General features: G+C 65.3%; 14 protein-coding genes. 13 read left to right on the forward strand and 1 reads right to left on the reverse strand.

Features of this window, described 5'->3' with window-relative positions; translation table 11 throughout:
• Positions 1-102: 102 nt before the first annotated feature.
• Positions 103-1,158, forward strand: coding sequence for a D-alanine--D-alanine ligase family protein (locus tag B3H64_RS03090; RefSeq protein ID WP_238074741.1), 1,056 nt, complete (start codon positions 103-105; stop codon positions 1,156-1,158).
• An 8-nt stretch (positions 1,159-1,166) separates the two neighbouring features.
• Positions 1,167-2,558: a UDP-N-acetylmuramoyl-tripeptide--D-alanyl-D-alanine ligase gene (locus B3H64_RS03095; protein WP_278894877.1), complete on the forward strand. Its 1,392-nt coding sequence runs from the start codon at positions 1,167-1,169 to the stop codon at positions 2,556-2,558.
• A 4-nt stretch (positions 2,559-2,562) separates the two neighbouring features.
• Here the strand turns inward: B3H64_RS03095 and mtnA are convergent, their stop codons facing one another.
• The gene (gene mtnA / locus B3H64_RS03100) at positions 2,563-3,588 is read right to left on the reverse strand and encodes an S-methyl-5-thioribose-1-phosphate isomerase (protein ID WP_050617875.1); all 1,026 of its coding nucleotides are present in this window, start codon (positions 3,586-3,588) and stop codon (positions 2,563-2,565) included.
• A 70-nt stretch (positions 3,589-3,658) separates the two neighbouring features.
• Between mtnA and B3H64_RS03105 the strand changes: the two genes are divergently transcribed.
• The 11 genes from B3H64_RS03105 to B3H64_RS03155 all read left to right on the forward strand — a co-directional run bounded on the left by B3H64_RS03105 (position 3,659) and on the right by B3H64_RS03155 (position 15,035).
• Entirely contained in the window at positions 3,659-5,566 is a 1,908-nt protein-coding gene (locus B3H64_RS03105; RefSeq protein ID WP_050617876.1) for an ABC-F family ATP-binding cassette domain-containing protein, read from the forward strand.
• Entirely contained in the window at positions 5,563-6,204 is a 642-nt protein-coding gene (locus tag B3H64_RS03110; RefSeq protein ID WP_050617877.1) for a YdcF family protein, read from the forward strand. Before B3H64_RS03105 ends, B3H64_RS03110 begins: the two co-directional genes overlap by 4 nt.
• 10 nt (positions 6,205-6,214) lie before the next feature.
• Entirely contained in the window at positions 6,215-7,285 is a 1,071-nt protein-coding gene (gene prfA, locus B3H64_RS03115) for a peptide chain release factor 1 (protein ID WP_050617878.1), read from the forward strand.
• A 13-nt stretch (positions 7,286-7,298) separates the two neighbouring features.
• Positions 7,299-7,556, forward strand: a complete 258-nt coding sequence (locus B3H64_RS03120; protein ID WP_050617879.1) for a hypothetical protein — start codon at positions 7,299-7,301, stop codon at positions 7,554-7,556.
• 22 nt (positions 7,557-7,578) lie between these two features.
• Positions 7,579-9,066, forward strand: coding sequence for an L-threonylcarbamoyladenylate synthase (locus B3H64_RS03125; protein ID WP_286732869.1), 1,488 nt, complete (start codon positions 7,579-7,581; stop codon positions 9,064-9,066).
• A complete protein-coding gene (locus B3H64_RS03130; protein WP_050617880.1) occupies positions 9,060-9,551 on the forward strand; it encodes a prolyl-tRNA synthetase associated domain-containing protein in 492 nt (163 codons plus the stop codon). The genes B3H64_RS03125 and B3H64_RS03130 overlap by 7 nt, the downstream gene beginning before the upstream one ends.
• Positions 9,552-9,646: 95 nt before the next feature.
• Positions 9,647-10,243 (forward strand): dephospho-CoA kinase, encoded by a 597-nt coding sequence (gene coaE, locus B3H64_RS03135; RefSeq protein WP_050617881.1) that lies wholly within the window; start codon positions 9,647-9,649, stop codon positions 10,241-10,243.
• Between the two features lie 17 nt (positions 10,244-10,260).
• Positions 10,261-11,673, forward strand: coding sequence for an aminopeptidase (locus B3H64_RS03140; protein WP_050617882.1), 1,413 nt, complete (start codon positions 10,261-10,263; stop codon positions 11,671-11,673).
• 144 nt (positions 11,674-11,817) lie between these two features.
• Entirely contained in the window at positions 11,818-13,245 is a 1,428-nt protein-coding gene (locus B3H64_RS03145) for an LCP family protein (protein WP_050617883.1), read from the forward strand.
• 115 nt (positions 13,246-13,360) lie between these two features.
• On the forward strand, positions 13,361-14,083 hold the full coding sequence (locus B3H64_RS03150) for a ClpP family protease (RefSeq protein ID WP_050617884.1): 723 nt from the start codon (positions 13,361-13,363) through the stop codon (positions 14,081-14,083).
• A 112-nt stretch (positions 14,084-14,195) separates the two neighbouring features.
• A complete protein-coding gene (locus tag B3H64_RS03155) occupies positions 14,196-15,035 on the forward strand; it encodes an undecaprenyl-diphosphate phosphatase (protein ID WP_050617885.1) in 840 nt (279 codons plus the stop codon).
• Positions 15,036-15,052 lie beyond the last annotated feature (17 nt).

A 15,052-nucleotide genomic window follows, 5' to 3' on the forward strand; every position in this document is an offset into this window, starting at 1 on the left:
CCCGGCGTTTGTTGCGGTTAGGATTGAGATTCTTTTCCGGCTGTGGTAAAATAAAAAATCAGGCGTACAATGGTAATATCTCTCTTGATAAAGGAGTTTCCTATGAAAATTGTTGTTTTGGCCGGGGGACTGAGCCCGGAGCGCAATGTCTCCCTCTCCTCCGGCACCATGATCGCCGAGGCCCTGCGGAGCCGGGGACACCGGGCGGCGCTGGTGGATCTGTACTTCGGTCTGGAGGACTACAATGGCCCAACAGAGGCCTATTTTGACGCGCCCCTGTCCGGCGCGGGCAGACGGGTACAGCGGGAGGCTCCCGATCTGGAGCAGGTGAAGGCTGCCCGGAAGTGGAAGGGCAAGAGCCAGTTCGGCCCCGGCGTGCTGGAGCTGTGCGCGTTGGCCGACGTGGTGTTCCTGGCCCTGCACGGCCAGTGCGGCGAGGACGGCCGGGTCCAGGCCGCCTTCGATCTGATGGGCATCCCCTATACCGGCGCGGGCTATCTGGGCTCCGCTTTGGCCATGGACAAGGACCTGACCAAGCGGCTCATCTCCGGCCTGGGGGTGGATACCCCCAAGTGGCGGACCGTTCGCTACACCGAGGCTGATGTGGACCGCCTGACCAGCACCACCCCGGCGCCCTGCGTGGTCAAGCCGGTGGACAGCGGTTCCTCCATCGGGGTCTCCATCGCCCACGACAAGAAGGAGCTCCACGCCGCCCTGCTGGAGGGCCTGCGCTTCGGCGGCCACTGCGTGCTGGAGCAGTACGTCCGGGGCCGGGAGGTCCAGGTGGGCGTCCTGGAGGACCGGGGCCTGCCCTCCATCGAGATCATCCCCAAGCAGGGCTTTTACGATTATGCCAACAAGTACCAGCCCGGCGCGGCGGTGGAGGTCTGTCCGGCCCCCATCCCGGCGGAGGTCGAGGAAAAGCTGCGCCAGGCCACCCTGACGGTCTACCACGCCCTGGGCCTGAGCGTTTACTCCCGGGCCGACTTCATTCTGGACGAGGGCGGCACGCCCTGGTTTTTGGAGATTAACACCCTGCCCGGCATGACCCCCACCAGCCTGCTGCCCCAGGAGGCCGCCGCCGTGGGCATCGGCTATCCGGAGCTGTGCGAGCGCATCATCACCGCCTCCCTGGAGGCCAGAAAACAGGGAAAGTAGGGACTGTTATGGAGCCCATTACCGTTCGAGAGATCGCTGAGGCCGTGGGAGGCAAGCTCCTGGGGACGTTCGACGACCTGGACCGGACCGTCACCCATGTGTTTACCGACAGCCGGGAGCCCGACCCCGGCGCGCTGTTCATCCCCCTGGTGGGGGAGCGGTTCGACGGACACGCCTTCATCCACGACGCCCTCACCGGCGGGGCGGCGGGCTGCTTCACCCAGCGGGAGCGGGAGACCTATCTGCCCGGCAAGTTCTACATCAAGGTGTCCTCCACCCAGAAGGCCCTGCGGGATCTGGCCCGGCATTACAAGCAGAAGTTCAAGATCCCCTTCGTAGGCGTCACCGGCAGCGTGGGCAAGACCACCACGAAGGACATGGTGGCCGCCGTGCTGGGGGAGAAGTTTAAGGTCCTCAAGACCGAGGGCAACTTCAACAACGAGGTGGGCCTCCCCCTGACCCTGCTGCGGCTCAATCGCCAGCATGAGCTCTGTGTGCTGGAGATGGGGATGAACCATTTTGGAGAGATCGAGTACCTCAGCGGCATCGTGGAGCCCGACGTGGCCCTCATCACCAACATCGGGGACGCCCACATCGAGAACCTGGGCTCGAGGGAGAACATCCTCAAGGCCAAATGCGAGATCTTCTCCCACATGAAGCCGGGGGGGCTGGCGGTGCTCAACGGAGACGACGCGCTGCTGACCACCCTGCGGGGCGGGCTGCCCTTCCAGACCGTGTTCTGCGGTACGGCGGAGGGCCTGGAATACCGGGCCAGCCAGGTATGGAGCGACGGGGAGCACAAGGTGGACTGCCGGGTGGACACCCCAGAGGGGGGCTTTCCGGTGGAGATCCCCGCTCTGGGCAACCACATGCTCTACCCCACCCTGATGGCCGCGGCGGTGGGACAGCACTTCGGCATGACCGGCGAGGAGATCGCCCGGGGCGTGCTCCGCTTCGCCCCCACCAAGATGCGCATGAACATCCTGCGCCGGGGGGACGGCATCACCATCCTGGACGACGCCTACAACGCCAATCCCCAGTCCATGCGGGCGGCGGTGGAGGTCCTGTCCAAGACCGGCGGGACCTATAAGATCGCCGTTTTGGGCGATATGTTCGAGCTGGGGCCCCTGGCCCCCACCCTCCACGCCGGTGTGGGCGCCTATCTGGGCAGGGCGGGCATCGACTGTTTGGTGGCCGTCGGCCCCCTGGCCCGGCACATCTATACTGCCGCCAAGGAGGCCCTGGTCCCCGGGGTATACTGGTTTGAGACGAAAGAGGAGGCCCGGGCCGCACTGCAGCAGGAGCTTCAGCCCCATACGACCGTGCTGGTCAAGGCCTCCCGTGGGATGGCGTTTGAAGAGATCGTGTCCTATCTGAAGAGCATTACGCCCGAGCCGTAGCGGCTCAGCCGAACCGCTCGGCGAGCTGCTCAGCAAAGGGCGGATGGATGACCCCCTTCTCGGTGATGATGCCGGTGAGCAGCCGGTGGGGCGTCACGTCGAAGGCGGGGTTATAGACCCCCACGCCCTCCGGCGCCGTCCGCACCCCGGCAAAGTGGGTGACCTCCGAGGCTTCCCGCTGTTCGATGGGGATGTGGCTGCCGTCGGGGATGGACAGGTCGATGGTGCTGGAAGGCAGCACCGAATAGAAGGGGATGCCGTGATAGTGGGCCAGCACCGCCACGCCGTAGGTGCCGATCTTATTGGCAAAGTCCCCGTTGGCCGCCATCCGGTCGCAGCCCAGGAGCACCAGGTCGATCTTCCCCTGGGCCATCAGGCTGGCGGCCATGTTGTCGGTGATGAGGGTGGCGGGGATGCCGTCCTTCACCAGCTCCCAGGCGGTGAGCCGGGCCCCCTGTAAAAGCGGCCGGGTCTCGTCACAGTAGACCATCTCCACCTTGCCCTGGGTAAAGGCCGAGCGCACCACCCCTAGGGCGGTGCCGTAGCCCCCGGTAGCGATGGCCCCGGCGTTGCAGTGGGTGAGGATGCGGGCCCCATGGGGGACGATCGCCGCCCCGGCCGCGCCGATGGCCCGGTTCATGGCCACGTCCTCCCGGTGGATGGCCTCGGCCTCCCGGATCAGGATGGGCAGGGCCTCTGCACCGCACCCCGCCGCCCCCAGGGCCAGGCCCATCCGGTCCAGGGCCCAGAACAGATTGACGGCGGTGGGGCGGCTGGCGGCCAGCTCCGCCGAGGCTGCCGCCATGCTCTTCTGGAATTCCTCCGGGTTTTGGCCCTTATATTCCATGGCGGCCAGGCACAGCGCATAGGCCGCCGCCACGCCGATGGCGGGCGCGCCCCGCACCACCAGACGGCGGATGGCGTCCGCCACCTTCCGGTAATCGGTATAGGTGTTCCAGACCTCCTCCACCGGGAGCCGGGTCTGGTCCAGCAGCGCAAGGGAATTCCCCTGCCAGCGAATGGCATCCATCGTAGAAACCCTCCAATCAAAGATATCGGTCTGTTGTTATCATACCACAACAGACGGCGGGAGTAAACGAATGATAGACATCTCCGTGTCAAGCCTCAGGAAAGAGTTTGAGGTTGGCAACAAAATATTGGACGGCCTCTCCTTCCAGGTGGACACCGGGGAGCGGGTGGGCCTTCTGGGCAAGAACGGGGCGGGCAAGACCACCCTGTTCAAGATCCTCACTGGGGAGCTGGACCACGACGGGGGCCAGGTCTCCATCGCCCCGGGCAAGCGGTTGGGCCTCATCTCTCAGATCCCCGTCTACCCGGCGGGCCACACCGTGGACATGGTGCTCCGCTCCGCCTTTGACCGGCTGGGGGACATGGAGCGCGAGATGGCGGGCCTCACCCGCCGCATGGAGGCCGGGGAGGACGACCCGGCCCTGCTGCGGCGCTACGACAACCTGGTGGCCGCCTTCGAGGCGGGAGGCGGCTACGACGTGGAGACCCCCCTCAACAAGGTGTGCAACGGTCTGCAGATCTCCCGGGACATGCGGGAGCAGCTTTTCTCCAGCCTGTCCGGCGGGGAGAAGACCCGGGTGAACCTGGGCCGTCTCATTTTGGAGGACACCGACATCCTCCTGCTGGACGAGCCCACCAACCACCTGGACCTGCGGGCCACCGAGTGGCTGGAGGACTACCTGGCCCGGTTCAAGGGCACCGTGCTGGCCATCTCCCACGACCGCTGGTTCCTGGACCGGGTGGTCACACGGGTCATTGAGCTGGTGGACGGAAAGGCGGAATTCTATTCCGGCAACTACAGCTTTTATGTGGAGGAGAAGGAGCGCCGCTACGAGGAGCGCAGAAAGCAGTATGAAAAGGAGCAGGCCAAGATCGAGCAGCTCCAGGAGGCGGCGGACAAGTTGCACCTGTGGGCCTTCATGGGGGCGGACAAGCTCCACAAGCGGGCCTTCTCCATGGAAAAGCGCATCGAGCGCCTGCGCCAGACCGACCGGCCCAGGAAGGAGCGGAAGCTGGACATCCGCTTTGGAGAGCGGGAGTTCCGGGGGGACGAGGTCCTGGTGGTGAAAGACCTCAGCAAGTCCTTCGATGGGCGGCGGCTCTTCTCGGACGTGAACCTGCTGGTGGAGGGGGGCGAGCGCATCGCCCTGCTGGGGGACAACGGCACGGGTAAGTCCACCCTTTTGAAGATCCTTCTGGGGGAGGAGGAGGCCGACACCGGCAAGGTCCGTATGGGCCCCACCGTCCGGCTGGGCTACCTGCCCCAAATCATCCATTTCGACCACCCGGAGCGCAGCCTGGTGGATACCATGCTCTACGACCTGGGCTGCTCCACCCAGGAGGCCCGGGACCGGCTGGCCGCCTTCAACTTCCGGGGAGAGGACGTGTTCAAGCCCGTCTCCGCCCTGTCCGGCGGGGAGCAGTCCCGGCTGCGGCTGTGTATGCTTATGGATGAGAAGATCAACCTGCTCATCCTGGACGAGCCCACCAACCATCTGGACCTCAGCTCCCGGGAGTGGATCGAGGAGGCGGTGGCCGACTACGGCGGCAACCTGCTCTTTGTCTCCCACGACCGCTACTTCATCCACCAGTTCGCCAACCGCATCTGGATGCTGGAGGACGGGCACATCACGGATTTCGTGGGCACCTTTGCCGAGTACAACGAGTTTCAGGAGCGGCGGACCAGGGGCCTGCCGCCCACCGCGCCGGTAAAGGAGGAGCCGCCGAAAAAGGAGAAGCCCAGGCGCACCGGCGGCACCAAGAATCTGGAAAAAGAGGTCAACGCCGCCGAGCGGGCCGTCACCAGGGCGGAGGAGCAGATGTACGACCTGACCTGTGAGATCGAAGAGGCCGCCAGCGACTATCTCCGGCTCACCGAGCTCTACGCCCGGCGGGATGCACTGGAGGACGAGATCGCCCACCTCTATGCGGTCTGGGAGGGCCTGGCGGCGGAGCTGGAGGAGGCGAAGGCGGAATGAGACGAAAAGGGGTATACCGTCCCTACGGCGGGCGGCGGAGGCGCTGGCTGCCCAGAGTGCTACTGTGCCTGCTCCTGGCCGGCGCTTTGGTATTCGGCGCTTTGGAGGCGCTGATCTTATCCGGCAGCCGGGACCAACTCCAGGGGGAACCACAGGTGATGGTGGTTTTTGGCTGCCAGGTGAAGCCCTGGGGACCGTCGGTGCTGCTGCAGGACCGACTGGACACCGCTCTGGCCTATCTGGAGGAGCATCCTGAGATGACGGTGGTGGTCACCGGCGGCCAGGGGGACGACGAGCCGGTCTCCGAGGCCCAATGCATGTACGACTACCTGACGGAGCACGGGGTGGACGGCTCCCGGATCGTAAAGGAAGACCGGTCCCGGAATACCTGGCAGAACATTAACTATACCCTGACGCTGTTTCAGGACGGGACAGTAGCGCCCGCAGAACAGATTCTGCTGGTGTCCAGCGGCTTCCACCTGACCCGCATCCGGATGCTATGGGAGCGGGTGTGGCCGGGGACCTATACCCTGTCCGTTCTGGCCGCGCCGGTGAGCCACGCGCCGTCGGCGGTGCAGATGTTTTTCCGGGAGCCGCTGGCCCTGGTGAAATCCTGGCTGCTGGACCGGCCGGGCTGAGGAGGAACGTATGTTAGAAGAGAAGCTGAAGGCCCTGGACCGGCAGTATGCCGAGCTGGAGGCCCGTCTGGCCGCGCCGGAGACCTACGACGACCCGACCCGGGTAGCCCGGCTCAACAAGGAGCAGCGGGATCTGGAGCCGGTGGTCACCGCCTACCGGACCTACGTCCGGCGGCAGAAGGACCTGGCCGACGCCCAGGCCCTGATGAGCGACCCGGACATGAAGGAGCTGGCTCAGGAGGAGTACCAGGCGGCCAAGGCTGACCTGGAGCGGCTGGTGGAGGAGATTCGGATTCTGCTGCTGCCCCGGGACCCCAACGACGCCAAGAACGTCATTGTGGAGATCCGGGCCGGGGTGGGCGGCGAGGAGGCCGCCCTCTTTGCCAACTCCCTCTATCGCATGTACTGCATGTACGCCGAATCCCGCCGCTGGCAGGTGGAGGTGGACAGCGTCAGTGAGACCGAGCTGGGCGGCGTGAAGGAGATCTGTTTCACCATCCAGGGGGACGGGGCCTACAGCCGCTTGAAATTCGAAAGCGGCGTCCACCGGGTCCAGCGGGTGCCCGAGACCGAGTCCGGCGGGCGCATTCACACCTCCACCGTCACGGTGGCGGTGCTGCCCGAGGTGGACGAGGTGGACTTTGCCCTCAACCCCGCCGACATCGAGATGCAGGTCTTCCGCTCCTCCGGCGCGGGGGGCCAGCACGTCAACAAGACCTCCTCCGCCGTGCGCCTGATCCACAAGCCCACCGGCACGGTGGTGGAGTGCCAGCAGGAGCGCAGCCAGTTCCAGAACCGGGACCGGGCCATGCAGATTCTGCGCTCCCGGCTCTATGAGGAGAAGGTGCGGGAGCAGGCCGATGCCGTCACCAGCCAGCGCCGCAGCCAGGTGGGCACCGGCATGCGCAACGAGCGCATCCGCACCTATAATTTTCCCCAGGGACGGCTCACCGACCACCGGGTGGGGCTGACCCTCTACCGGCTGGACAGCGTGATGAATGGAGACATTGACGAGATCATCGACGCCCTCATTACGGCGGATCAGGCGGAGCGCCTGAAGCACCAGGAACAGGGCGGTTAAGGAGGAAACACCCATGGAACTGCGGATTCACTTCCAGTCTCTGCCCACGGACATGACCCTGGAGAGCCTGAAGGCCGGGCTGGACGACATTCTGGAGGACGACGGCTGGCTCACCGGCTCCGGCGCGGACTACGTGGAGCTGGAGCTGGAGGACGAGCGCATGAACCCCAAATATGGCATCATGGCCGTCAAGAGCTACCTCCAGCGGGCCCGGTTCGCCCCGGACACCACCATCGAGCTGGCGGGCGTGCCCGTGGGCATCTACGAATAACGCGGAAATCAGGTGAACCGGATTGGAGACAAGGCGCTTCACGGCGGAGGAGATCGGACCCGCCGCCGACATCATACGCCGGGGCGGCCTGCTGGGAATCCCCACCGAGACGGTCTACGGCCTGGGGGCCAACGGCCTGGACCCGGCGGCGGTCCGGCGCATTTTTGAGGCCAAGGGCCGGCCACAGGACAACCCCCTCATCCTGCACGTCCCCGCGATGGATTGGCTGGAGCGGTACTGCAAACATATCCCGGCCGCCGCCTATACGCTTGCGGAGCGGTTCTGGCCGGGTCCGTTGACCATGATCCTGGAGCGGCGGGAGATGGTGCCCGACGTGACCACCGCCGGCCTGGAGACGGTGGGGATGCGCTGCCCCGACCACCCGGTGACCCGGGCCATCCTTACCGCGGCGGACCTGCCGGTGGCGGCCCCCTCGGGGAACACCTCGGGGCGGCCCAGCCCCACCAGCGCCGCCGATATGCTGGAGGATATGGACGGTAAAATCGACGGTATCGTAGACGGCGGGCCCTGCTCCGTGGGGGTGGAGTCCACCATCGTGGATCTGACCGTGACGCCGCCACGGCTTCTGCGCCCCGGCGGCGTCACCCTGGAGCAGCTCCGGGCGGCGCTGGGGGAGGTGGCGGTGGACCCGGCGGTGACCCGGCTCATGGGGGCGGGAGAGCAGCCCCGGGCTCCCGGCATGAAGTACCGCCACTACGCCCCCAAGGCCCCCGTCACGGTGGTGAAGGGGGAGCCCTCCGCCGGGGCGATCTTCATCGCCAGGCACGTCCGGGAGGGCGAGGGGATGATCTGCTTCGACGAGTACGCCCCTCTGTTTGAGGGACTGCCGGTGGAGCGGCTCGGCCCCGCGGCCGACAAGGCCGAGCAGGCGAGGAGGGTCTTTGACGCCCTGCGCCGCTTTGACCATACCGACGTGACCGGAATCTGGGCCCAGTGCCCCGACGACCACGGCATCGGTCTGGCCATCACCAACCGGCTCAACAAGGCGGCGGGCTTTCACATCATCGACCTGGACCGGGACGAGCCCACCGCCTCCGCCCCGATTTGCGGCAGGGCGCCGGATTATCGGGAGTGGGACGCCTTTCTGGACCGGGCGGCTGGGCGGGTCACACCCAACGCCCGCCCCCTGGCGGAGGTGATGGCGTGTCTGGAGCGGGACCGGGGCCTGACGCCCTATCAGCCCACGGCGGCCGAGCGGGTCCGCTTTCGGGGCCAGGTGCTGGAGTGGCTGAACCTGGACGGCCGCCCGGCGGACGCCCCCTTCCCGGAGATGGACCTGCGGTGCTGGCGGGTGCCGGGACAGCCCGAAGAGGGCAGACTTTGGCAGGATATGATCAGCGGCAAGGGCCTGGGAAGGGGTGCGGCCTGCCGGGGTCTGCTGGAGGAACTCGCCCTGCTGGAGGGTGTGACGGAAGAGGACATCCGAACCCGCAGCCCCCGCTTCCTCAACTATGCCTATATTTTGAAGCGCAGAGGTGCGATATGCTAGACAACGTCAGGCAAAAGGTTTATGATACGCTGGAGGCTGCCGGCATACCCTATCAGGTGTGGGAGCATCCGGCGGTGTTCACCATCGAGGAGATGGATGCGCTGCACCTGCCCCGGCCGGAGATCATCGCCAAGAATCTCTTCCTCCGGGACGCCAAGGGGAAGAAGTTTTTTCTGGCGGTGCTGCCAAAGGACAAAAAGGCGGATCTGAAGGCCCTGGGCGGCCGCCTGGGGGTCAGGCTAAGCTTTGCCTCTGAAGAGCGGCTGGAGGAGCATCTGGGTCTCACCAGGGGTTCCGTCACCCCCTTCGGCGTACTCAACGACGAGGCGCGGGCGGTGACGGTGCTGCTGGACGCCGGGCTGTGGGAGCTGCCCCTGGTGGGAGTCCACCCCAATGAAAACACCGCCACCGTGGTGCTCTCGCCCGACGATTTGGAGCGAGTGGTGCGGGAGCACGGCGGACCCGTGGAGCGGATCGAGCTGTAGCAAAGGAGAGGGGGACCTGCCATGTGGACTCTGGCTATGGCGCCGGGGCTGGTCGTTCGGCTGCGGGAGTCCTCCGGACAAACGGAGGCGTTTGTATGAAGATCCTCGGCATCACCGGCCCCACCGGGGCGGGCAAGACCACGGCGCTCAACGTGCTCACCAGCCTGGGAGCCTGCATCCTGGACGCGGACGCGGTGTATCACGACCTGCTGGAGCAGAGCCGTGCGCTGCGGGAGGCTTTGACCGGCCGATTTGGGGATATCTGCGATGAAACGGGCAAAATAGACCGCAAGAAGCTGGGCGGCGTGGTGTTCACCGACCCTGCGGCTTTGGCGGACCTGAACGGCATAACCCACCGCTTTATGGAGGCGGAGTTGGACCGCAGGCTGCGGGAGGCGGAGCAGGAGGGCCGTCCGGCGGCGGCCATCGACGCCATTGCCCTGCTGGAGAGCGGTTTCGGGACCAAGTGCGACGCCACCGTGGCGGTGGTGGCCCCGGCGGAGCTGCGGGTGCGGCGCATCATGGCCCGGGAGGGCATCCCGGAGGACTACGCCCGCAAGCGGGTGAACGCCCAGAAACCGGAGTCCTTCTTCCGGGAGAGCTGCGACTATGTACTGGAAAACAACGAGGACGACACGCCCGAGACCTTCGGGGCCCGGGCGCTGGCCCTTTTTCTCACCATATTAGAATGAAACTGGAGGGTTAACCCATGGAAGACAAGAAAAAGACCCCCGGCGAGCTGCGCCGGGAAGCCCTGTGCTGCAGCCCCAAGAACGGCTATGACCGTCTGACCCCCGCCGACGAGGCCGCCATGAAGGGCTACTGCGACGACTACAAGAAGTTCCTGGATAACGGCAAGACCGAACGCGAGGTGGTAGATACGGTGGTGGCCCTGGCCGAGAGCAAGGGCTTCCGGGCCTTTGTCCGCGGGATGGAGATCAAGCCCGGCGACAAGCTCTACCGGGTCAACCGGGGCAAGGCGATCATGCTGGCCGTGGTGGGGACCGCCTCCCTGGCCGAGGGCGTCAACATCGGCGCCGCCCACATCGACTCCCCCCGTCTGGACCTGAAGCAGAACCCTCTGTACGAGGACGCCGAGCTGGCCTTCCTCAAGACCCACTACTACGGCGGCATCCGCAAGTACCAGTGGGTGACCATCCCCCTGGAGCTCCACGGCGTCATCGCCCTCAAGGACGGCTCCAGCGTCAAGGTGGCTATCGGCGCCGGGGCAGGGGACCCCCTGTTTACCATCGACGACCTGCTGCCCCACCTGGGGGCGGAGCAGTCCAAAAAGCCCCTGGGCGAGGCCATCCCCGGCGAGAACCTCAACCTCCTGGTGGGCAGCCGTCCCTTCAAGGACGACGAGGGCGCCGAACGGGTGAAGCTGGCCGTTCTGGACCTCCTCAATCAGAAGTACGGCATCACGGAGACCGATTTTATTTCCGCCGAGCTGTGCGCTGTGCCGGCCTTCCACGCCTGCGACATCGGCTTCGACCGCTCTCTCATCGGAGCCTACGGCCACGATGACCGGGTGTGTGCCTACGCCTCCCTGGCCGCCCTGCTGGACTTGACGGGCGCCCCCCGCAGGACCGCCGTGTGCATGCTGGCCGACAAGGAGGAGATCGGCTCCGAGGGCGTGTCCGGCATGAAGTCCGCCGCCTTCGACACCTTTATGTCCGACCTGTGCGACAGCCAGCGGGTGATGCTTAAGACCTGCTATGAGAAGTCCTTCTGCCTGTCCGCCGATGTGACCGCCGCCTTCGACCCCAACTTCCCCGAGGTCTATGAAAAGCGCAACAGCGCCCGCATCAATTACGGCATGGGCCTGTGCAAGTACACCGGCGCCCGGGGCAAGTCCGGCGCGTCTGACGCCTCCGCAGAGGTGGTGGCCTATGCCAGACGGGTGCTGGACGACTACGGCGTGATGTGGCAGATGGCCGAGCTGGGCAAGGTGGACGCCGGCGGCGGCGGCACCGTGGCCTGCTATATGGCCGAGCGGGACATCGACACGCTGGACGCCGGCGTACCGGTGCTCAGTATGCACGCCCCCTTCGAGACGGTGTCCAAGCTGGACTGCTACATGACCTATAAGGGCATGAAGGCGGTCTATGAGGCGAAATAAATAAGACGATCCCAGCGGGAGGGGGGCGGCGGAAGCCGCTCCCCGTTTTTTCACTGTTTACAAAATATTTGTAGTTTTCCGGGGAAACATTTGATATCCTGGGAGCGTCTATAAAGACATACACCCGGCGAAAGGAGGGTCTGCATGGACCCCAAGGAGGACAAAGAGCGGGAGCAATCCCCTAAAAACCCCCTGTCCCGGCGGGACAGGGCCCTGCGCATCCTGCTGATCGTACTGGCGGCCCTGGCTGTCACCGCCGTGGCGGCTGTGGCCGTCTGGAACTTGGTGGTGGTCAAGCCCAGCGTGGCGCCCAAGCCCACCGCCCGGCCGGATACGCCTGTCGAGACCGACGGGGCGGACTATGAGGACCTGTGGATGCCCTATATCCCCGAGGGCGGGCGGAAGGACGATTTTTACACCTTTCTGATCGTGGGACGGGACACCGGCGGCGGCGGAAACACCGACACCATCCTGCTGGCGGCCTACGATCTGGCCAACCAGAAGCTGGCCGCCATGAGCCTGCTGCGGGACACCATGGTCAACGTATCCTGGGACATTAAGAAGATCAACTCGGTCTACAACGTCTATGGCGGCGGCGTAGACGGCATCGAGGCCCTCAAGCAGGAGGTGGGGCAGTTGGTGGGCTTCGTCCCCGACTTCCACGTGGTGGTGGAGTGGGAGGCCGTGGGCGAGCTGGTAGACGCCATCGGCGGCGTGACCTTCGACGTGCCGCTGGACATGAGCTACGACGACCCCACCCAGGACCTGCACATCCACGTGGACAAGGGGGAACAGAAGCTAGACGGCGACAAGGCCATGCAGCTTCTCCGCTGGCGCAAGAACAACAAGCTGGTCAACGGCCATGTGGTGAACTACGACGCCGAGGGCGGAGACGTCCGCCGCATCCAGATCCAGCAGGACTTTTTGAAGGCCACCCTCCAGCAGTGCCTGGAGAAGGTGCGGGACCTGCCCACCATTCTCCGGCTGGGCCGCATTTTTCTGGAGAATGTAGAGACCGATCTGCCGCTGAACAGCGTGGCCTACCTGGCCCAGAGCGCCGTACTGGGCGGGCTGTCCATGGAGGACGTGACCTTTTTGACGATGCCCTACCAGGGCGGGATGGTGTGGAGCCGCTCTCTCCGGGGGATGCAGGACTATGTGACCCCCAGGGCGGACGAACTGCTCAAGCTGGTCAACCAATATCTCAACCCCTATAACGCCGATCTGACCAGGGACAGTCTGGACGTCATGTCCATCCAGGCCGACGGCACCATCGCCTCCTCCACCGGTCGGTTGGCCGACACCAAGCACAACGCCCTGTGGCTGGAATATCAGGCGGCACAGAACGCACCCCCGGAGGAGACCGAGCCTCCGGCGCCGGAGGAGACGCCGCCGGAGGAAAGCGGCGGGCCGGAGACGCCGGAAGAGACGGCTCCGCCGGAGACGCCGGCACCCGGGGATACGTCCCCCACCGCCACGCTGCCCGTGGAGCCGGCGCCGACCGAGGCGCCGGCGGTCCAGACTCTTCCGGTGGAGTCCCGGCCGCTGCCCGACGGCATCCCCATTGCATAGAGCAGAATGAAGCAGCCGCCCGGCGCTCCGGGCGGCTGCTTTGCCGGAAGTTTGAGAATGGGCCGGGGGATTTCTGCGCATGCTAACCCAAAGCAACATGGGGAGGCAGTTTCATATGGCAGAGGAAAAGCGGGAGACTCTGGAGACCGGAAACGAGGACAACAGCAATCCGTCGGAGCGGCAGCAGCAGATCGTGGACATGGGGTCGGCTACCATCAAGACCGACAAGGGGACCATCCACACCCTGACCATCGTGGGGCAGATTGAGGGCCATCAGATCCTGCCCCCCACCAGCAAATCCACCAAATACGAGCACGTTATGCCCCTGTTGGCCGCGGTGGAGGAGAGCGACGATGTGGACGGCCTGCTGGTGCTGCTCAACACCGTGGGGGGCGACATCGAGGCGGGACTGGGCATCGCCGAGCTCATCTCCAGCATGTCCAAGCCTACCGTCTCCCTGGTCCTGGGGGGCGGGCACTCCATCGGCGTGCCCCTGGCGGTGTCGGCCAAGACCTCCTTCATCGCCCCGTCCGCCGCCATGACCATCCATCCGGTGCGGCTGTCCGGCACGGTGATCGGCGTGTCGCAGACTTTCCACTACTTTACCCGCATCCAGGACCGCATCACCTCCTTCGTCACCCGCAACAGCCACGTCGCCCGGGAGACCTTTACCAAGCTCATGCTCCAGACGGGGGAGCTGGCCGCCGACGTGGGCAGCGTCATCTACGGGGAAGAGGCGGTGAAGATCGGCCTCATCGACCATATCGGGGGGCTGGCGGATGCGCTGGAGTGTCTGCACGGCATGATGGAGGAGCGCAAGCGGGAAAAGACCCAATAGCGGAAGCGGCGGGGAGAGGCCCCGCCGCTTTGTTTTACATAAAACAATGGAAATATCATGCGGCTTGTGTTAATATAATATTCGTATCTTTCTGCGTATAGGAGGGCTTTTCTTGACCTATCTCTTTTCCGTCCTGATGGGGGTGCTGCAGGGGGTCGCCGAGTTCCTACCCATCTCCAGTTCCGGACATCTGGCCCTGTTCCAGCACTTTTTCGGCGTGGAGAACTACGAGGAGACCCAGATGTTTTTCACGGTGCTGCTCCATCTCGGCACGCTGATCTCCGTGTGCGTCTATTACTGGCGGGATGTCATCGACATGATCCGGGAGTTCTTCCTGGGCATCCGGGACCTGACCGTCCGGCGGGGCGGGGGCGCTCCGCCGCCCCCCACCCGGCGGCTGGTAATGATGATTATCGTGGCCACGCTGCCGCTGTTCGCCATCCTGCCGGTGAAGGGCCTGGTGGAGGACGCCATGAGCAACGTGACTTTTGTCTCCGTCGCCCTGCTGGCCACCGGCTTCATCCTCTTTTTCTCCGACCGGATGGCCAGGGGCCGCAAAAACGCCCGGAACGCCACCGTGGCGGACGCCCTGCTGGTGGGCTGCGCCCAGGCGGTGGGCACGCTGCCGGGCATCTCCCGGTCGGGCATCACCATCTCCGCCGGACTGCTCCGGGGCTTTGACCGCACCTTTGCCGTGCGCTTCTCCTTCCTCATGTCCCTGCCCGCCGTGCTGGGAGCCAACATCCTCAGCCTGAAGGACGCCCTGGAGGCGGGGGTCGACCTGGAGATGCTGCCCATCTACCTGGTGGGCATGGTGGTCTCCGGCGTGGTGGGCTATTTTGCCATCCGGCTGGTGAACTTGCTGGCCGACAAGGGCAAGTTCGGCAATTTCGCCTACTATTGCTGGGTGGTGGGCCTGGGCTCCCTCATCGCCAGCTTCGTGGTGAAGTAAGACTCCTGAAAGGATGG

This window comes from Intestinimonas sp. UBA1698 (assembly GCF_002320075.1).
In the GTDB taxonomy this organism is placed as follows: domain Bacteria; phylum Bacillota; class Clostridia; order Oscillospirales; family Oscillospiraceae; genus Intestinimonas; species Intestinimonas massiliensis.